Here is a 13,432-nt window from a genome sequence, read left to right as displayed (position 1 = left end):
CGGAATGAGGTCCCGCGATTGTCGGCTCTTGTCCAACAATCACGTGATCCGCTCGTTTTCCCGTCGCTATCGGCCCTGTCATATTCCCCGGGAACGGTCGCCGACGGGATGCGCCAGGGCCGAGAGGCCCGTACCGCTCATCCCTCCATCGAGAAAATCGAGAAAGGCCGGCGTATCCACGGTCCAGCTGTCCATGGCGCCGAGATGCGGCTCCAACCAGCCTCGATAGCGGTGTCCCATCACGAGGCTAAGCCGGGCGAAGTTCAGGCGCAGGAAGTAAGTGCCGTCCTGCACCGGCACCATCTCCGTAATCTGCGCTCCCGATTGCGCGAAGAGGATATGCGCCAAGCCCGCACCATGGGGAGCGACGATCCGCGTCGCCGACGATACGGTGAAAACCTGCTGCCACAGCGGCATGGTTCCTAGGGTGATGCCCGCGTATTCTCGCTTCGCGATCTGCGCCTCGAGTTCGGCCTCGTTCCTCATGACGCGCCGGCCCGAGTCGCGGCGAGAGATGTAGATCGCGTCGCAAGCACTCACCATCTCCCGAGCGGCGATGGCCCTGGCGGCCTGCTTCACCCGTTCGATGACCGGCGCCACCTGGTCCCAATAGGTGAAGCCCTGCATGCCGCTGCGGGCGATCAGCAATCGCTCCACGAAGACCGCTTCCCCCACACCGACCACCGCGTGGGAGAGGCCGGCCAATTGCAGCGTCTCCCTCTCGAAGGAAGGGGCCTGGTCGCTGAGGAGGACTGCCGCCTCCGGCGCCCCGTCCTCGAGCATCCAGGAGAAGAGCGGGAGACGGTCCACCAGCCAATGATAGATGCCGCGTGTGGCCTTGATGGCGAAGAAACCCGTCGTGATACGGGGGGCGTCCTGGCGCGACAGGCTGGGGATGGGAGCCCCCTTCGAGACGATGACGCTGCCGTCCTCCTTCCAGATCTGGCCGTTCCGGTCCACGAACACATCCCGGTATTCGATGATTTCGGGCGGCTTCGCCCGGGCGGCCTTTTGTCGGAAACTCTCGATATCGGCCGCGATCCGCACCGCGTGTCGCGGCGGGGTGCGCTCGCTCGACACGATCTCGACGGTGCCCTGAACCTGTCGCCCGGACCCGGAGAACGGAAAACGAATCGCTGTCGACATCGCCATTGCGGCGCTGGCCGTGGCACCGGGAGCAGGGGGGCTGGCCTTCGCCATGGCCGCCTTGATCTCGGACCGCAGGGCCGGATCCTTGGTATGGGGGAGAAACGATTTCGCCTGCTGCGCAAATCGCGGCTCGGCCATCATCGATGCGTCGGCCAGGAAGACCGCCCAGGCGGACGACGCCTCGCCGATCAGCAGGAACCTCTGGCTCACCGCATAACGGTCTCGCTTCGGCCATTCCGCACGAAGGGACTCCTTCTCGGCCCAACGAAGCGCCTCCACGTCCCGCATCTCACCGGCGGCGCGAATGAACATGCCCATCATCGAGGGGCTGTTCTTGAGCCGGTTCGCCTTACGCGCCCGCGTCAGGATCGTCGTCCAATCGCCGCGTTCGAAAGCCGCCTCGAAATCCCGGTACTTGAACCCACGTCCTCCGAGGACGGTCCAACGCCAGACGCGTCTCAGCAGATGACGACCACTTTCCATGATTGGCCGAAACATAGCGATCGATCACATCCTTTGTCGTTCAACTACGGCACCGCCTCTTCAGGTTGAAGAAGGAAAAGACCGGGGTCTTGCGGGCGGGGATCGCCGGACGGACGCTCCCATGTCAATCCAGTTCGTCCAAAGCGACGGATCGGCCATCCACAGCTGGCCTACAAACGAGCCGCTGCCCTGCAACAGGACACCTTCGCATCTGCGAAGGCGTGTGATAGTGCCACTATGCTGATTAACTTAGGAGCTTTACGCATGATTGCACGTTCCAAATTTCCTATTTTCCTTGCCATCGCCGCCCTGGCCGTCCCCGTCGCTCTCGCCACTCCGGCCTCCGCCAAGGGCAACAAGATCATCTCGATGATCGACACCGACAATGACGACACGATCGACCTGAAGGAAGTCCAGGCCGTCGCAAGCGCCAAGTTCGACGCCCTCGAAGGCGATAAGGACGGCACCCTCGACGCCAAGGAACTGAAGGGCCGCGGCGGCAAGAAGGTGATCGCCGAAGCCGATCCGGACAAGGACGGCACCCTCGACAAGAAAGAATATCTCGCTCTCGTCGAGTCCCGCTTCAAGGCGGCCGATCCGGACAACGACGGCACCCTCGATGCCGCCGAGCTGAAGACCCCGGCCGGCAAGGCCTTGGTGAAGCTGCTCAAGTAAGCACGCGGCTCACCCTCGCGACGAGCCGCTAGCCAAGTCTTACGGCGTCGATAGAACGACCAGACCCCATGCACCGGCTCGAACCGGCGCATGGGGTTTTTGTCTTGCCGTTCCGGAACCGCAGGCAGCTTGGGCCATCTGCCGCCGGAACGATCCCGTCAGGCCATCGACCCGGTACCACGAAGCGACCCAAGCGGGTCGAGCACCTATGCTACCGGCGAATCACTCGGCGTTTTCGAGCCTATCGCGGACGACTCACGTTGCCGGAACTCCCCGAATCGAAAGAGACAGGGTGCGAAAAAGCCCAACCCTCGTCCGCTGAACGCGCAGAAATGCACGAATTCCTGTGCGCTGCAGCACCTTGGTGCACAGAGACTTGTTTAAGGGCGAAAGATCCCTAGATACAACGACATCATGACAGCGTCGTATCGTGACTTTCCAGATGTCACGGGGCGGATCGGAAGGAACTGGAGCACGAATCGTGTTCCGGAACCGAAGAAACGTTCGCGCGGCGGATTTCAATCCGGTCCCATCGGGCGTGCGCCCGCCAGAGACGCAGAACCCTGCGAGTACGTTTTACATGAATCAGCTCGTTCGCCTGTCACAGATCGGCGATGCAGACGCCATTGCCGAGCCATCGGCTGAACTGCGTGTCCCCTTCGCGCAGTCGGGTGCCTTCGTGTGTAAGTTCATCATCGGCGAGCCTAACGATCGCGCGGTGTGCTGTGGAGCGCCTGCGCCGGATGGCAAAAGCTGGTGTGCCTTCCACCGTCGTATCGTGTTCGAGCCGGCCCGCCCCGGGCGGCTTCGCTAACGCGCCACTCATTCCGCGTAGATCTCAGGCCTCGCTGGCATTCCCGGCGGGGCTTTTTGCGTGAGCGTCACCGGACGCGCCCATACGCAGCGAAAATCTCAGCGACCTAGTTTGGTCAGGGATCAATCCTCGGGATCGTCCTGATCCTCTGGCTCGCGGAGGGTCTCCAGGGGCCGTCCGCGAAGAGTACGAAGATCGCTGCCACGGACGACGAGATATCCCGCTTCCCGTGCCTGGCGCAGACGGGCCGCCCGGTAATCCGTCACTCCGTCCTCCCTACGGTGATAGACAGGAGCCTCGTCCGAGACATAGCCGTAGCGATAGGCTGGCGCCTCCTCCCGTGACGGCTGAAAGGCCCGGACGGTCCAGGCACGGTCTGCTGTGGATCGGTGGGTGGGAGCGCGGACGGCCGTGCGTCGGATCGGCTGGCGGTCGGCGGGAGCGATGCGGCGCGCGACCTTGGGTGCAGATGCCTTCCTGCTCACTTGCCGATGAGCCACCGCGTCGCGACGGCTGCCGGCAACCTGTCTCGCGCGAGTCGGCGCGTTCCCCTTACGAACCTCCTGCGGCTTACCCTCCTCGCGGGCGGCGACAGGCGAGGGAGTGGCCTTACGATCGGGCGGGTCGGTCCATGCTCGCCCGGCGGGAGGGGGCGAAGCATCCTGAGCGAGAGCGGGATCGACCGGGGACATGGCCCAGATCGCCAACAGGCCGAGCGCTGCAACGATCGTCGAAACCCGATGGATCCGCACTGGCATCGACGTTCTCCAGGCTGGTGCCGAGAGATCGGACGCATATCGGCGATCCACCTCTGCACGCGCCGCCCGGCAATCGGAAGCGGACAGCGGCGAGAGCTTAACGAAAGCTTACGATGGCGTCCACGATGCTATGTTAACCGACCGCCGATGGGGACATCGACCTATGCAGGGCGGCGCGGCGGCGTCACTGCGCCCGACCTGTCGCGTGGCCATGGTCGGCCCTACGCTGTGCAAACGGAGCATGGCCGCCCGCACCATGCCCACCGCGACCGGTTGCCGTCCGGGGTCTGCCGACACACATGGCTAACGACTCGAAAGCGAAGGCGTCGCCGCTCCAGCGATCGTCCTCGGCTACGGTCGGCCGGGATTTTCCCTGTATCGCTCCACAATCACCCCGGCGTGGAGAGGAGAAACGCCATGAGACGATTCCTGTCGGTCCTCGCCCTGCTGGGCAGCGTCGCGCCAGTCCTCGCACAGGCCCCGGCCCCCGCGACGCAGAATGCCGCGCCGCAGACCTATGAGAGCAAGGTCGTCAACGGGAAGGGTGAACCGATCGGTACGGCCACGATCCGCGACGGAGCGAGCGCGCTGGTGCTACGCTTGGCGATCCAGCCCGGTGGGCTGCCTCCCGGCTGGCACGGCATCCACTTCCACGCCGTGGCGGATTGCTCGGACATGGAGAAATTCGAGAAGTCGAAGGCCCATGTGAACCACGACCAGAGCAAGCACGGCCTGCTCAATCCGGAAGGACCGGATGAGGGTGACCTGCCGAACGTCTATGCCAATGCCGATGGCTCGGTGAATGCCGAGGTCTCGAGCGAGACGCCACTTACGGGCGAAGGCGGCCTCAAGGATGCCGACGGCTCGGCATTGATCATCCATGCCAATGAGGACGACCATACGAGCCAGCCCATCGGTGGCGCCGGCGCCCGCATCGCCTGTTCGGTGATCAAGTAACCCGCCATCGCATCCCCGGCCCGATGCCGGGAGGGGATGCGAGCGCGGAGGGCGACATCACGATCGCCGCGACCGCGGAGCCGTGATGTCTGCCCCGGTTCAGTAACGGTCGGTCAGCGTTGGGCCTTGCCGATGCTGACGAGCTTGGCGCCGGCCCGTGCCTTCTGCTCGGGCAGGGTAGCCTGAACGGTGCGGACGATGCTGTCGGCATCGAGGCCGGCCTCGGCGTACATGGTGTCGGGGCTGTTGTGGTCCTGGTAGGTGTCCGGCAGCGTCAGCGTCCGCACCCGCACCCGGCCCGCATCGAGCGCGCCCTTCTCCGACAGGAGATGCAGCACCATAGCCCCGAAGCCGCCGACCGAGCCCTCTTCCAGGGTGATCAGAACCTCGTGGCTCGCCGCCAGATCCAGGATCATCGCCTCGTCGAGCGGCTTGGCGAAGCGCGCATCCGCCACCGTCACGGCGATCCCCGCCGTCTCGAGCAGGTCGGCCGCCTTCAAGGCTTCGCCCAGACGCGTGCCCAGGCTCAGCAGCGCCACCCGTGCGCCCTCGGGACGCCGCACGATCCGGCCCTTGCCGATCGGCAGCGGCACGCCGCGCTCGGGCAGGTCGACACCGACCCCCTCGCCGCGCGGATAGCGCAGCGCGATCGGGCCGCTGTCATGGGCATGCTGGGTCGCCACCATGTGGACCAGCTCGGCCTCGTCGGAGGCCGCCATCACCGTCATGTTCGGCAGGCAGCACAGATAGGCGAGATCGAACGCACCCGCATGGGTCGCCCCGTCCGCACCCACCAGACCCGCCCGGTCGAGGCAGAACCGCACGGGCAGGTTCTGCAAAGCCACATCATGCACGACCTGATCGTAGGCCCGCTGCAGGAAGGTCGAGTAGATCGCCACGAACGGCTTGTAGCCCTCCGTCGCCAGACCGCCCGCGAACGTCACCGCATGCTGCTCGGCGATGCCCACATCGAAGGTCCGGTCCGGATGCGCCTTGCCGAACAGGTCGATCCCGGTGCCGCCCGGCATCGCCGCGGTGATCGCCACCACCTTGTCGTCGGCATCCGCCGCCTTGATCAGGCTCTCGCCGAAGACCCGCGTATAGGCCGGCGCGTTCGGCTTGGCCTTGGCCTGCACGCCCGACAGGACGTCGAACTTCACCACCCCGTGGTAGCGGTCGGCCGACGCCTCGGCCGGGGCGTAGCCCTTGCCCTTCTGGGTCACGACATGGAGCAGGATCGGGCCCTGGTCCGAATCGCGCACGTTCTTCAGGATCGGCAGGAGATGGTCGAGGTTGTGCCCGTCGACCGGGCCGACATAGTGGAAGCCCATCTCCTCGAACATCGTGCCGCCGCCCACCACCAGCGAGCGGGCGTATTCCTCCGCCGCCGCGGCGCGCTGGTAGATCGCCTTCGGCAGCAGCTTGCCGAGCTGCTTGGCCGTCTCGCGCAGGCCGCGATAGGTCCCGCCCGAGGCCAGGCGCGCGAAATAGGCCGACATCGCCCCCACCGGCGGGGCGATCGACATGTCGTTGTCGTTCAGGATCACGATCAGCCGCGAATGCAGCGCGCCGGCATTGTTCATCGCCTCGTAGGCCATGCCCGCCGACATCGAACCGTCGCCGATCACCGCCACCATGTTGCGGCGCTTCGGAGCGGGCTGGCCCTTGGCCTTGGCCGTCGACTCGTCGAGATCGCGGCCCACCGCCATGCCGAGCGCCGCCGAGATCGAGGTCGAGGAATGCGCCGCCCCGAACGGGTCGTAGACACTCTCCGACCGCTTGGTGAAGCCCGACAGCCCGCCCGGCTGGCGCAGCGTCCGGATCCGGTCCCGCCGCCCCGTCAGGATCTTGTGCGGGTAGGCCTGGTGCCCGACATCCCACACGATCCGGTCGTCGGGCGTGTCGAACACGTGATGCAGCGCCACCGTCAGCTCGACCACGCCGAGCCCCGACCCGAGGTGACCGCCCGTCACCGACACCGCGTCGATCATCTCCAGACGCACAGCGTCCGCCACCGCCTGAAGCTGGCTCTCAGGAAGCGCGCGAAGAGCAGACGTCTCGTCAAGCCCGTCGAGGATCGAGGTTTCTATCCGTGACACCGAAGCAACCTCACGCCCGGAGGGAAGACATGCGCGCAAACTCTTGCGGCAGATGAATATTTTCGAAACAGCCACAGATCATCACGATCTCCAGGGCTCAGCCGACATCAAGGGGAGCGACCCCCGCCGCGCGCCCATCGGGCCCGAGCGTGATCGTCTGGATCCGCGCCTCGGCCTTCCGCAGCAGGCCTTCGCAATGCCGCTTCAGGGCCTCGCCGCGCTCGTAGATCGTAACCGACTCGTCCAGGGGCACATCGCCCTTCTCGAGCCGACGTACGATCTCCTCGAGCTGTTCGAGCGCCTTCTCGAACGGCAGATCGAGCCCCTCACCGGACACATTCGAATCGGTTGTCGCCGCCACGGCGGATCGCGCTGCGGTCATCCCAAGCTACCCCTCATTGTGCCGGTCTAAGCCTGCGCCCGCCCGCCGGACAAGCCCAAGGGGGCGTCAGCTGCTCTATCGGCGTGCAGTTCGTCAAGGGTGGCGTCGTTTCGGCCACACTCGATTCGGCACAATTCTAAGCTGGGCCGAGGCCTGTTCTTCACCCCAACGTGAGAACGAACGGGGTTCCCTCGAACGCATCCGCGCCCCGCCCGATCCCAGCGATGGCGGCCGACATCCGTCCCTCGCGCGCCAGTAGCCGATCGGCGATGTCTACGAACAGGGCGTTGGGCGTCGCCGACGGCGATGCGGCGCGCAGAGCAAGGGCGATCTCGGCCTCGTCCCGTTCCGGGGACAGAGCGCAGGCGGCGATATAGGCCGCTGCCGTGGAGCGGCTGATCCCGGCATAGCAGTGGATCAGCAGCGGACGCTCCCGATCCCATGAAGCGGCAAAATCGAGGATTCGACGCACATGAACCTCGCCCGGAAGGACATGCCCGTCGAGGGGAGCGACGATGTCACTGACTTCGACCACGCAATGGCGCCCGTCGGCAATACTGTCGGGCCGGTCGATCGCGGTGCCGACCTTCATCAGCGTCATCAGATGGTTCGCCCCGATGCGTTCGAGGGTCTGGGGCAGTTGCGACAGAGGGCAGACGTGAATGTCCGACATCAGAAACCGTGGCTAAGAGACTGAAAACGAGCGAGGAACCGGGTTTGCGCCTCGGCGATGGGCCACGGCTCGACCAAGGCCAGCGCCTCAGGCCCCGTTTCGTCGGGGTGGCCGAAGATGGTACCGGCTTCCTCCTCGGAAAAGCCCGCAAGGCGTGTGGCCTCGAGATAGGCCGCGACCGCATCGGCACGCTTGACGAGGCGAACCTCTTCCTCCGTGGGTTCCGCCAAGCCGAAGCGCCGGCGGATCGCCGCCATCAGGCGCAACTCCACGCTCTTGTAGGACGGGCCGATCGCCGCCTTGAACGGCGAGATGATGTCACCGATCACGTATTCCGGGGCGTCGTGCAGCAGGAGTTCGAGACGCTGCATCCGGCTCCGGCCGGGCGCCAGATCCGCCCCGAGAGCCTCGACCAGCAAGGCGTGCTGGGCCACGGAAAACGCGTGCGGTCCGGCGGTCTGGCCGTTCCAGCGGGCGACGCGGGCGAGACCGTGGGCGATGTCGGCGATCTCGATATCCTGCGGCGAGGGGTCGAGGAGATCGAGGCGCCGGCCCGACAACATCCGCTGCCAGGCGCGGGGGGCGGTGCTCACCGATCCACCCCCATGGCGGCGCAGGGAGCCTGTCGATGGCAGCCCATCAGATGGTCGTTCACCATGCCCACCGCCTGCATGAAGGCATGCACGATGGTGGGGCCGCAGAAGCTGAACCCTTCCGTCTTAAGGGCGCGGGAGATGGTACGCGAGACCTCTGTCTCGGTGGCGATGCCGGCCCGGTCCGTCGCCCGGCCCTGGATCGGCCTGCCCTCGACGAAGTCCCACAGGAAGCGCGAGAAGCCGGGGCCGCGCTCCTCGATGGCGAGAAAGGCGCGGGCGCCCGCGATGGTCCCGACGATCTTGGCGCGGTTCCGGATGATCCCGGTATCCTGCATCAGCCGCTCGATATCGGCTTGTGTGAACCGTGCGATAGCCTCCGGCTCGAACCCGGCGAAGGCCCGGCGGAACCCCTCGCGCCGCCGCAGGATGGTGATCCAGGACAGGCCGGCCTGGAACCCGTCGAGGATCAGTTTCTCGTACAAGGCCAGGCCGTCACGCTCGGGCACGCCCCATTCGGTGTCGTGATACGCGACGTAGACCGGGTCGAGCCCGGCCCACCAGCAGCGCGGGCAGCCGTCGGGATGATGGATCAGGCCTGTGGAATCGTCTGACATGGGATTGAGCGTAATCGGAACGGATCAAGAACACCAGATGGGCTGAGAACGCCGGGAGGCCAGGTCGTCGTCAGGAGCGATCGAGTGAGCATTCCCTCTCCCCGCACGCGGGGAGAGGGCCGCGACGACCCCGTCGTCGGCGCGGCGAGGCGGCAGCCGAAGGTGAGTAGGCTCGGTCCAAGGAGCCTCTTCCGAAATCGCCCCCTCACCGTCGCTCCGGCTTCGCCTCCACTCACCGAAGGCACGACGGGGTGCCTTCGGTCCTCTCCCCGCAAGCGGGGAGAGGTGCGCTCACCGGGTGTCATTGTCGCCACCGATCACCCGGCCGGCGTCACCTTCGGGAAGGCGAAGGTGGCGAATGAAGGTTTTTCGACGCCGAGGATCGCCGCACCGGCGCGCACCGGCTCACCGGCGGCGACCGCATCGGCGAGGCGGTCGAGACGGAGCATGGCGAGGCCGCGCGCTCCCGACACGCTCCCGATCGTGCCGAGCCCCCGCGCTCCCGCAGTCACCTCCGCGCCGGAGGTCACGGCCTCCCCGTCGCGGGAGATCACCGGAACGATGCGGGTGCGGGCCGTGCCGCGATGCTGCATGCGCGACACGACTTCCTGGCCGACATAGCAACCCTTCCTGAAATCGACACCGCCGAGTTGGTCCATCAGCGCCTCGTGCGGGAAGGCATCGCCATAGGTGAAGTCGCGTCCGCCCTCGGGAATGCCGAGGGCGATGCGGTGGGCGTGGTAATCCGCCTCGGTGGCATCGGCCGAGAACGCACCCTCGGCAAAGACGAGGCGCTCGCCCAACGCCGCGAGGCGTCCGTCGCGCAGGCGCTCGGTCTCGGAGGTTGTCTCCGCTCCATCCCAGGCGGCGGCGAGCCCCAGGGTCGGATCGACGGCGATCGTCGCCTTGGCGCGCAGGCGGTAAAGCGTGAGGCGCTTGGCCAGGGCCGGGGCCTGATCGGCCGGGCAATCCAGGCGGAAGCCGTCGCCGGAGCGCCAGATCAGGAAATCGAACAGGATCTTGCCCTGCGGGGTCAGCAGCCCGCCGAGCCGCGCCTCACCCGGTTCGAGGGTCTCGATATTGCAGGTCACCACGCCCTGGAGGAAGCTCATAGCATCCTCGCCCGCGATGGCGATGACGGCGCGGTCCGGCAGCAGGGCAATCGGCATGACAACTCCTCGACATTCTCCCACGAAGTCCTCGGCGCGCCAACGTGAAGCTGCGCCGCGAGCCCATCCGCGAGGTACGACGTTGCGCGCCGCACGAGGCTGACATAAGCCGCCGCCACCCGCGTCTCAACGCCGTTCAGGAGCGACCCCGATGGACCAGCCCTTCGATCTCCTCCTCACCGGCGGCACGATCGTCAATCACGACGGCGAGCACGCTGCCGATCTCGGCATCAGGAATGGGCGCGTTGCCGCCATCGGCGACCTGTCCCGGGCCGAGGGCGAGCGCCAGGATTGCACCGGCCTGCACCTGCTGCCGGGTGTCATCGACACCCAGGTCCATTTCCGCGAGCCGGGCCTCGACCACAAGGAAGATCTCGAATCGGGCTCTCGCGCGGCGGTGATGGGCGGCGTGACCGCCGTGTTCGAGATGCCCAATACCAGCCCGCTGACCACCAGCGCCGAGACCCTCGCCGACAAGGTGGCGCGCGGGCACCACCGCATGCATTGCGACTTCGCCTTCTGGGTCGGCGGCACCCACGAGAACGCCCATGAGGTCGCCACCCTCGAGCGCCTGCCGGGCGCGGCGGGGATCAAGGTCTTCGTCGGCTCCTCCACCGGCGCGCTCCTGGTCGAGGACGATGCCGGCGTGACGGAGATCCTGAAGCGCACCCGGCGCCGGGCCGCCTTCCATGCCGAGGACGAACCTATGCTGCGCGAGCGCAAGGGCCTGCGGGTGCCGGGCGATCCGTCCTCGCACCCGGTCTGGCGCTCGCCCGAGGCCGCGCTGAAGGCGACGCAGCGCCTCGTGCGGATCGCGCAGGAGACGGGTGCCCGCATCCACATCCTGCACATCTCCACGGCGGAGGAGATGGTGTTTCTCGCCGACCATAAGGACGTGGCCAGCGTCGAGGTGACGCCGCACCACCTCACCCTCGACGGGACCGAGGCCTATGCCCGCCTCGGCACCCTGGTGCAGATGAACCCGCCGGTGCGCGACGCGGCGCATCGCGACGGGATCTGGCACGGGCTGACGCAGGGCGTCGCCGACATCCTCGGCTCGGACCACGCGCCGCACCTGCTGGAGGAGAAGGCCAAGCCCTATCCGGATTCTCCTTCCGGCATGACCGGCGTCCAGACGCTGGTCCCGATCATGCTCGACCATGTCGCCAACGGACGGCTGTCCCTCGCCCGCTTCGTCGACATGACCAGCGCCGGTCCGAAGCGCCTGTTCGGCATCAGCCGCAAGGGCCGGCTCTCGGCGGGCTACGATGCCGACGTGACGGTGGTGAACCTCAAGCGCCGCGAGACCATCCGCAACCCATGGATCGCGTCCAAATGCGGCTGGACCCCTTATGACGGCGTCACCGTCACCGGCTGGCCGGTGGGCACGATCGTGCGGGGAAAGCGGGTGATGTGGCAGGGCGAGCTCGTCGGGCCTTCGAGCGGCGAAGCAGTGGTGTTCGACGAGGCCCTGCCGACGAGGTGAGGCCCACGCTCCAAGGCCGACCCGGCCCATAAACGCATCGAGCCGCCCGGACATGCCCGAGCGGCTCGTTTTTGATCATAGGCTCATCGTCAATGGGCCAGGTGCGGCCCCGTAGCGTGTCTCAATGCTGCGGAGCGGTGGTGAAGGCGCCGCCGCGGATGCGCTCGGGAAAACCCTCGGCATAGCGCGCCGTGGCATCCTCGCCATAGGTCATGACCAATTCCTGGAACGCGGCGAAGAGGGCCGCCTGCGCCATGCAATCACCGTCGATACCGTCGAGACAGCCTTCCGCGAACGCTTCCGAGACGTAGCCGAGGGCTACGCGCTTGTCGTCGAGATCGGCCTCGAAGGGCGCGGGGGCGGTGTCGATCTGCATGGCGATAACATCGGTTGCGCCGAAGAATGGCTCGGCGGATGACCGAAACATAGGCTGAGCTTCGCGCGTCGGGAAGCCAAGAATTGCGAAGCGGTTAACGCCGGCGCTCGAATACGACGAATTTCCTTCAGCCTTGCGCCCTGTATCCCAAGCGCAACATCTCCGCGTCATCCCCCGAAACGGCTGGCCAGGGCGTGCGAAAGCCGTTCCCCTTCAGCGACATAGCGGGACGCAGCCTCGGTCGCCGAAGGCGTGCAGGCCCGGTAGGTGAGGGAGTAACCGCGATACCCTCGGTTATACGCCCCGGCGAGGCGGTCCCGCCGGCCGGGCGTCACTCCCTCGGCCTCCATTAACGCCTTCATCCGTGTCGGCCATTCGGCGGCGTCCGGTGCCGCGCAGAGGCTGCGCAGGAAGGAGAGGGAGCCGATGATCTCGGAGAGCCGCATCAGGTCCCGGTCGTAGGGAGCGGGCGGCGGCTCGGCGGGGGCAGGGGGCTCCTTGTCCTTCTCGGGGGCCTTCTGCGCGGGTCGCCCTGGGTTGGCGCGCTGCTGAGCCGAAGCGAGATCGGGCATGCCCACCGCGAGGGCGGCGAACAGCAGCACAGGCGACAGGCATCGCCTCACCCACGACACAGCCACGCCCCGTCCTCCGTCGCCCCGAACCTCGTCCGTCAGGCTTACACCGTTTCCCGGCCAAGACGAGGCGCGCGTCGGCCTCATCGTGATTCCGCTTGGCCGCCGAAGCCTGCGACCTGCGCAAAGGCCTCGTCCACCGTGTCCCGCAATCCCGGCGTGGTGGCGAGATCCGCGAGCTCCTCGGGAAGAGCCCAGCGCACGCCGAGAGCTTCGGGACCGGGAGCCGGCTCGCCGCTTGCCCAGAGGGCGGCATGGGGATGGACGACGTAATGATGGCGCACGCGCCCGTCCTCGCCCTTCAGGATGATTTCCGTCGGGGTCAGGGAGCGAACGACCACGGCCGAGACGCCGACCTCTTCGCTCAGTTCGCGCAGGGCGGCCTGCGCCAAGGTCTCACCGGGCTCCACCAGCCCGCCGGGAAGCGTCCAGACTCCGCGAAGGGGCTCGTTGGCCCTGGCGGCCAGCAAGACCCGTCCGTCGCGGATGACGGCGATGGACGCGCCGACAAAGGGACGTGTCGGGAAAAGTCGCCCCTCTGAGCCGTCCTCGCTCGCTGTATCGCTCAT

At 66.8% G+C, this 13,432-nt stretch carries 15 protein-coding genes; 4 read left to right on the top strand and 11 right to left on the bottom strand.

Annotation, left to right across the window (positions count from 1 at the left end):
- Positions 1–78: 78 nt before the first annotated feature.
- Positions 79–1,632, bottom strand: coding sequence for a DUF563 domain-containing protein (locus RQI43_RS11845; RefSeq protein ID WP_244478002.1), 1,554 nt, complete (start codon positions 1,630–1,632; stop codon positions 79–81).
- 264 nt (positions 1,633–1,896) lie between these two features.
- Between RQI43_RS11845 and RQI43_RS11840 the strand changes: the two genes are divergently transcribed.
- Positions 1,897–2,307 (top strand): histidine kinase, encoded by a 411-nt coding sequence (locus RQI43_RS11840; protein ID WP_056427317.1) that lies wholly within the window; start codon positions 1,897–1,899, stop codon positions 2,305–2,307.
- Positions 2,308–2,887: 580 nt separating this feature from the next.
- A complete protein-coding gene (locus RQI43_RS11835; protein WP_018043414.1) occupies positions 2,888–3,121 on the top strand; it encodes a GcrA family cell cycle regulator in 234 nt (77 codons plus the stop codon).
- A 122-nt stretch (positions 3,122–3,243) separates the two neighbouring features.
- On the opposite strand, the gene RQI43_RS11830 is transcribed toward RQI43_RS11835, so the two are convergent.
- Complete coding sequence (locus RQI43_RS11830; RefSeq protein WP_056427322.1) at positions 3,244–3,879, bottom strand: hypothetical protein; 636 nt, start codon at positions 3,877–3,879, stop codon at positions 3,244–3,246.
- Positions 3,880–4,296: 417 nt separating this feature from the next.
- Here RQI43_RS11830 and RQI43_RS11825 point away from each other — a divergent pair, with 417 nt between their 5' ends.
- Complete coding sequence (locus RQI43_RS11825; protein WP_056427325.1) at positions 4,297–4,836, top strand: superoxide dismutase family protein; 540 nt, start codon at positions 4,297–4,299, stop codon at positions 4,834–4,836.
- Between the two features lie 113 nt (positions 4,837–4,949).
- Here the strand turns inward: RQI43_RS11825 and dxs are convergent, their stop codons facing one another.
- The 6 genes from dxs to RQI43_RS11795 form a co-directional block, all read right to left on the bottom strand.
- Complete coding sequence (gene dxs, locus RQI43_RS11820; protein WP_311275273.1) at positions 4,950–6,935, bottom strand: 1-deoxy-D-xylulose-5-phosphate synthase; 1,986 nt, start codon at positions 6,933–6,935, stop codon at positions 4,950–4,952.
- A gap of 97 nt (positions 6,936–7,032) precedes the next feature.
- Positions 7,033–7,317: an exodeoxyribonuclease VII small subunit gene (locus RQI43_RS11815; RefSeq protein ID WP_311275272.1), complete on the bottom strand. Its 285-nt coding sequence runs from the start codon at positions 7,315–7,317 to the stop codon at positions 7,033–7,035.
- Positions 7,318–7,477: 160 nt separating this feature from the next.
- On the bottom strand, positions 7,478–7,990 hold the full coding sequence (locus tag RQI43_RS11810) for a tyrosine phosphatase family protein (RefSeq protein ID WP_056423891.1): 513 nt from the start codon (positions 7,988–7,990) through the stop codon (positions 7,478–7,480).
- On the bottom strand, positions 7,990–8,553 hold the full coding sequence (locus RQI43_RS11805) for an HD family hydrolase (protein WP_311275290.1): 564 nt from the start codon (positions 8,551–8,553) through the stop codon (positions 7,990–7,992). Before RQI43_RS11805 ends, RQI43_RS11810 begins: the two co-directional genes overlap by 1 nt.
- Before the next feature lie 26 nt (positions 8,554–8,579).
- Entirely contained in the window at positions 8,580–9,200 is a 621-nt protein-coding gene (locus tag RQI43_RS11800) for a DNA-3-methyladenine glycosylase I (protein WP_311275271.1), read from the bottom strand.
- A 317-nt stretch (positions 9,201–9,517) separates the two neighbouring features.
- Complete coding sequence (locus RQI43_RS11795; RefSeq protein ID WP_311275270.1) at positions 9,518–10,369, bottom strand: folate-binding protein YgfZ; 852 nt, start codon at positions 10,367–10,369, stop codon at positions 9,518–9,520.
- A 151-nt stretch (positions 10,370–10,520) separates the two neighbouring features.
- On the opposite strand from RQI43_RS11795, the gene RQI43_RS11790 reads away from it, so the two are divergent.
- On the top strand, positions 10,521–11,855 hold the full coding sequence (locus tag RQI43_RS11790; protein ID WP_311275269.1) for a dihydroorotase: 1,335 nt from the start codon (positions 10,521–10,523) through the stop codon (positions 11,853–11,855).
- A gap of 121 nt (positions 11,856–11,976) precedes the next feature.
- On the opposite strand, the gene RQI43_RS11785 is transcribed toward RQI43_RS11790, so the two are convergent.
- The 3 genes from RQI43_RS11785 to RQI43_RS11775 all read right to left on the bottom strand — a co-directional run bounded on the left by RQI43_RS11785 (position 11,977) and on the right by RQI43_RS11775 (position 13,432).
- Positions 11,977–12,231 carry a hypothetical protein gene (locus tag RQI43_RS11785; RefSeq protein ID WP_311275268.1) on the bottom strand — a complete coding sequence of 85 codons (255 nt, stop codon included), beginning with the start codon at positions 12,229–12,231 and terminating at the stop codon, positions 11,977–11,979.
- A gap of 167 nt (positions 12,232–12,398) precedes the next feature.
- Entirely contained in the window at positions 12,399–12,803 is a 405-nt protein-coding gene (locus RQI43_RS11780) for a TIGR02301 family protein (RefSeq protein ID WP_311275289.1), read from the bottom strand.
- Between the two features lie 143 nt (positions 12,804–12,946).
- Positions 12,947–13,432, bottom strand: coding sequence for an NUDIX hydrolase (locus RQI43_RS11775; RefSeq protein WP_207412056.1), 486 nt, complete (start codon positions 13,430–13,432; stop codon positions 12,947–12,949).

This window comes from Methylobacterium sp. WCS2018Hpa-22 (assembly GCF_031843785.1).
Lineage (GTDB): Bacteria > Pseudomonadota > Alphaproteobacteria > Rhizobiales > Beijerinckiaceae > Methylobacterium.
This window is presented reverse-complemented; position numbering and strand designations above follow the sequence as displayed.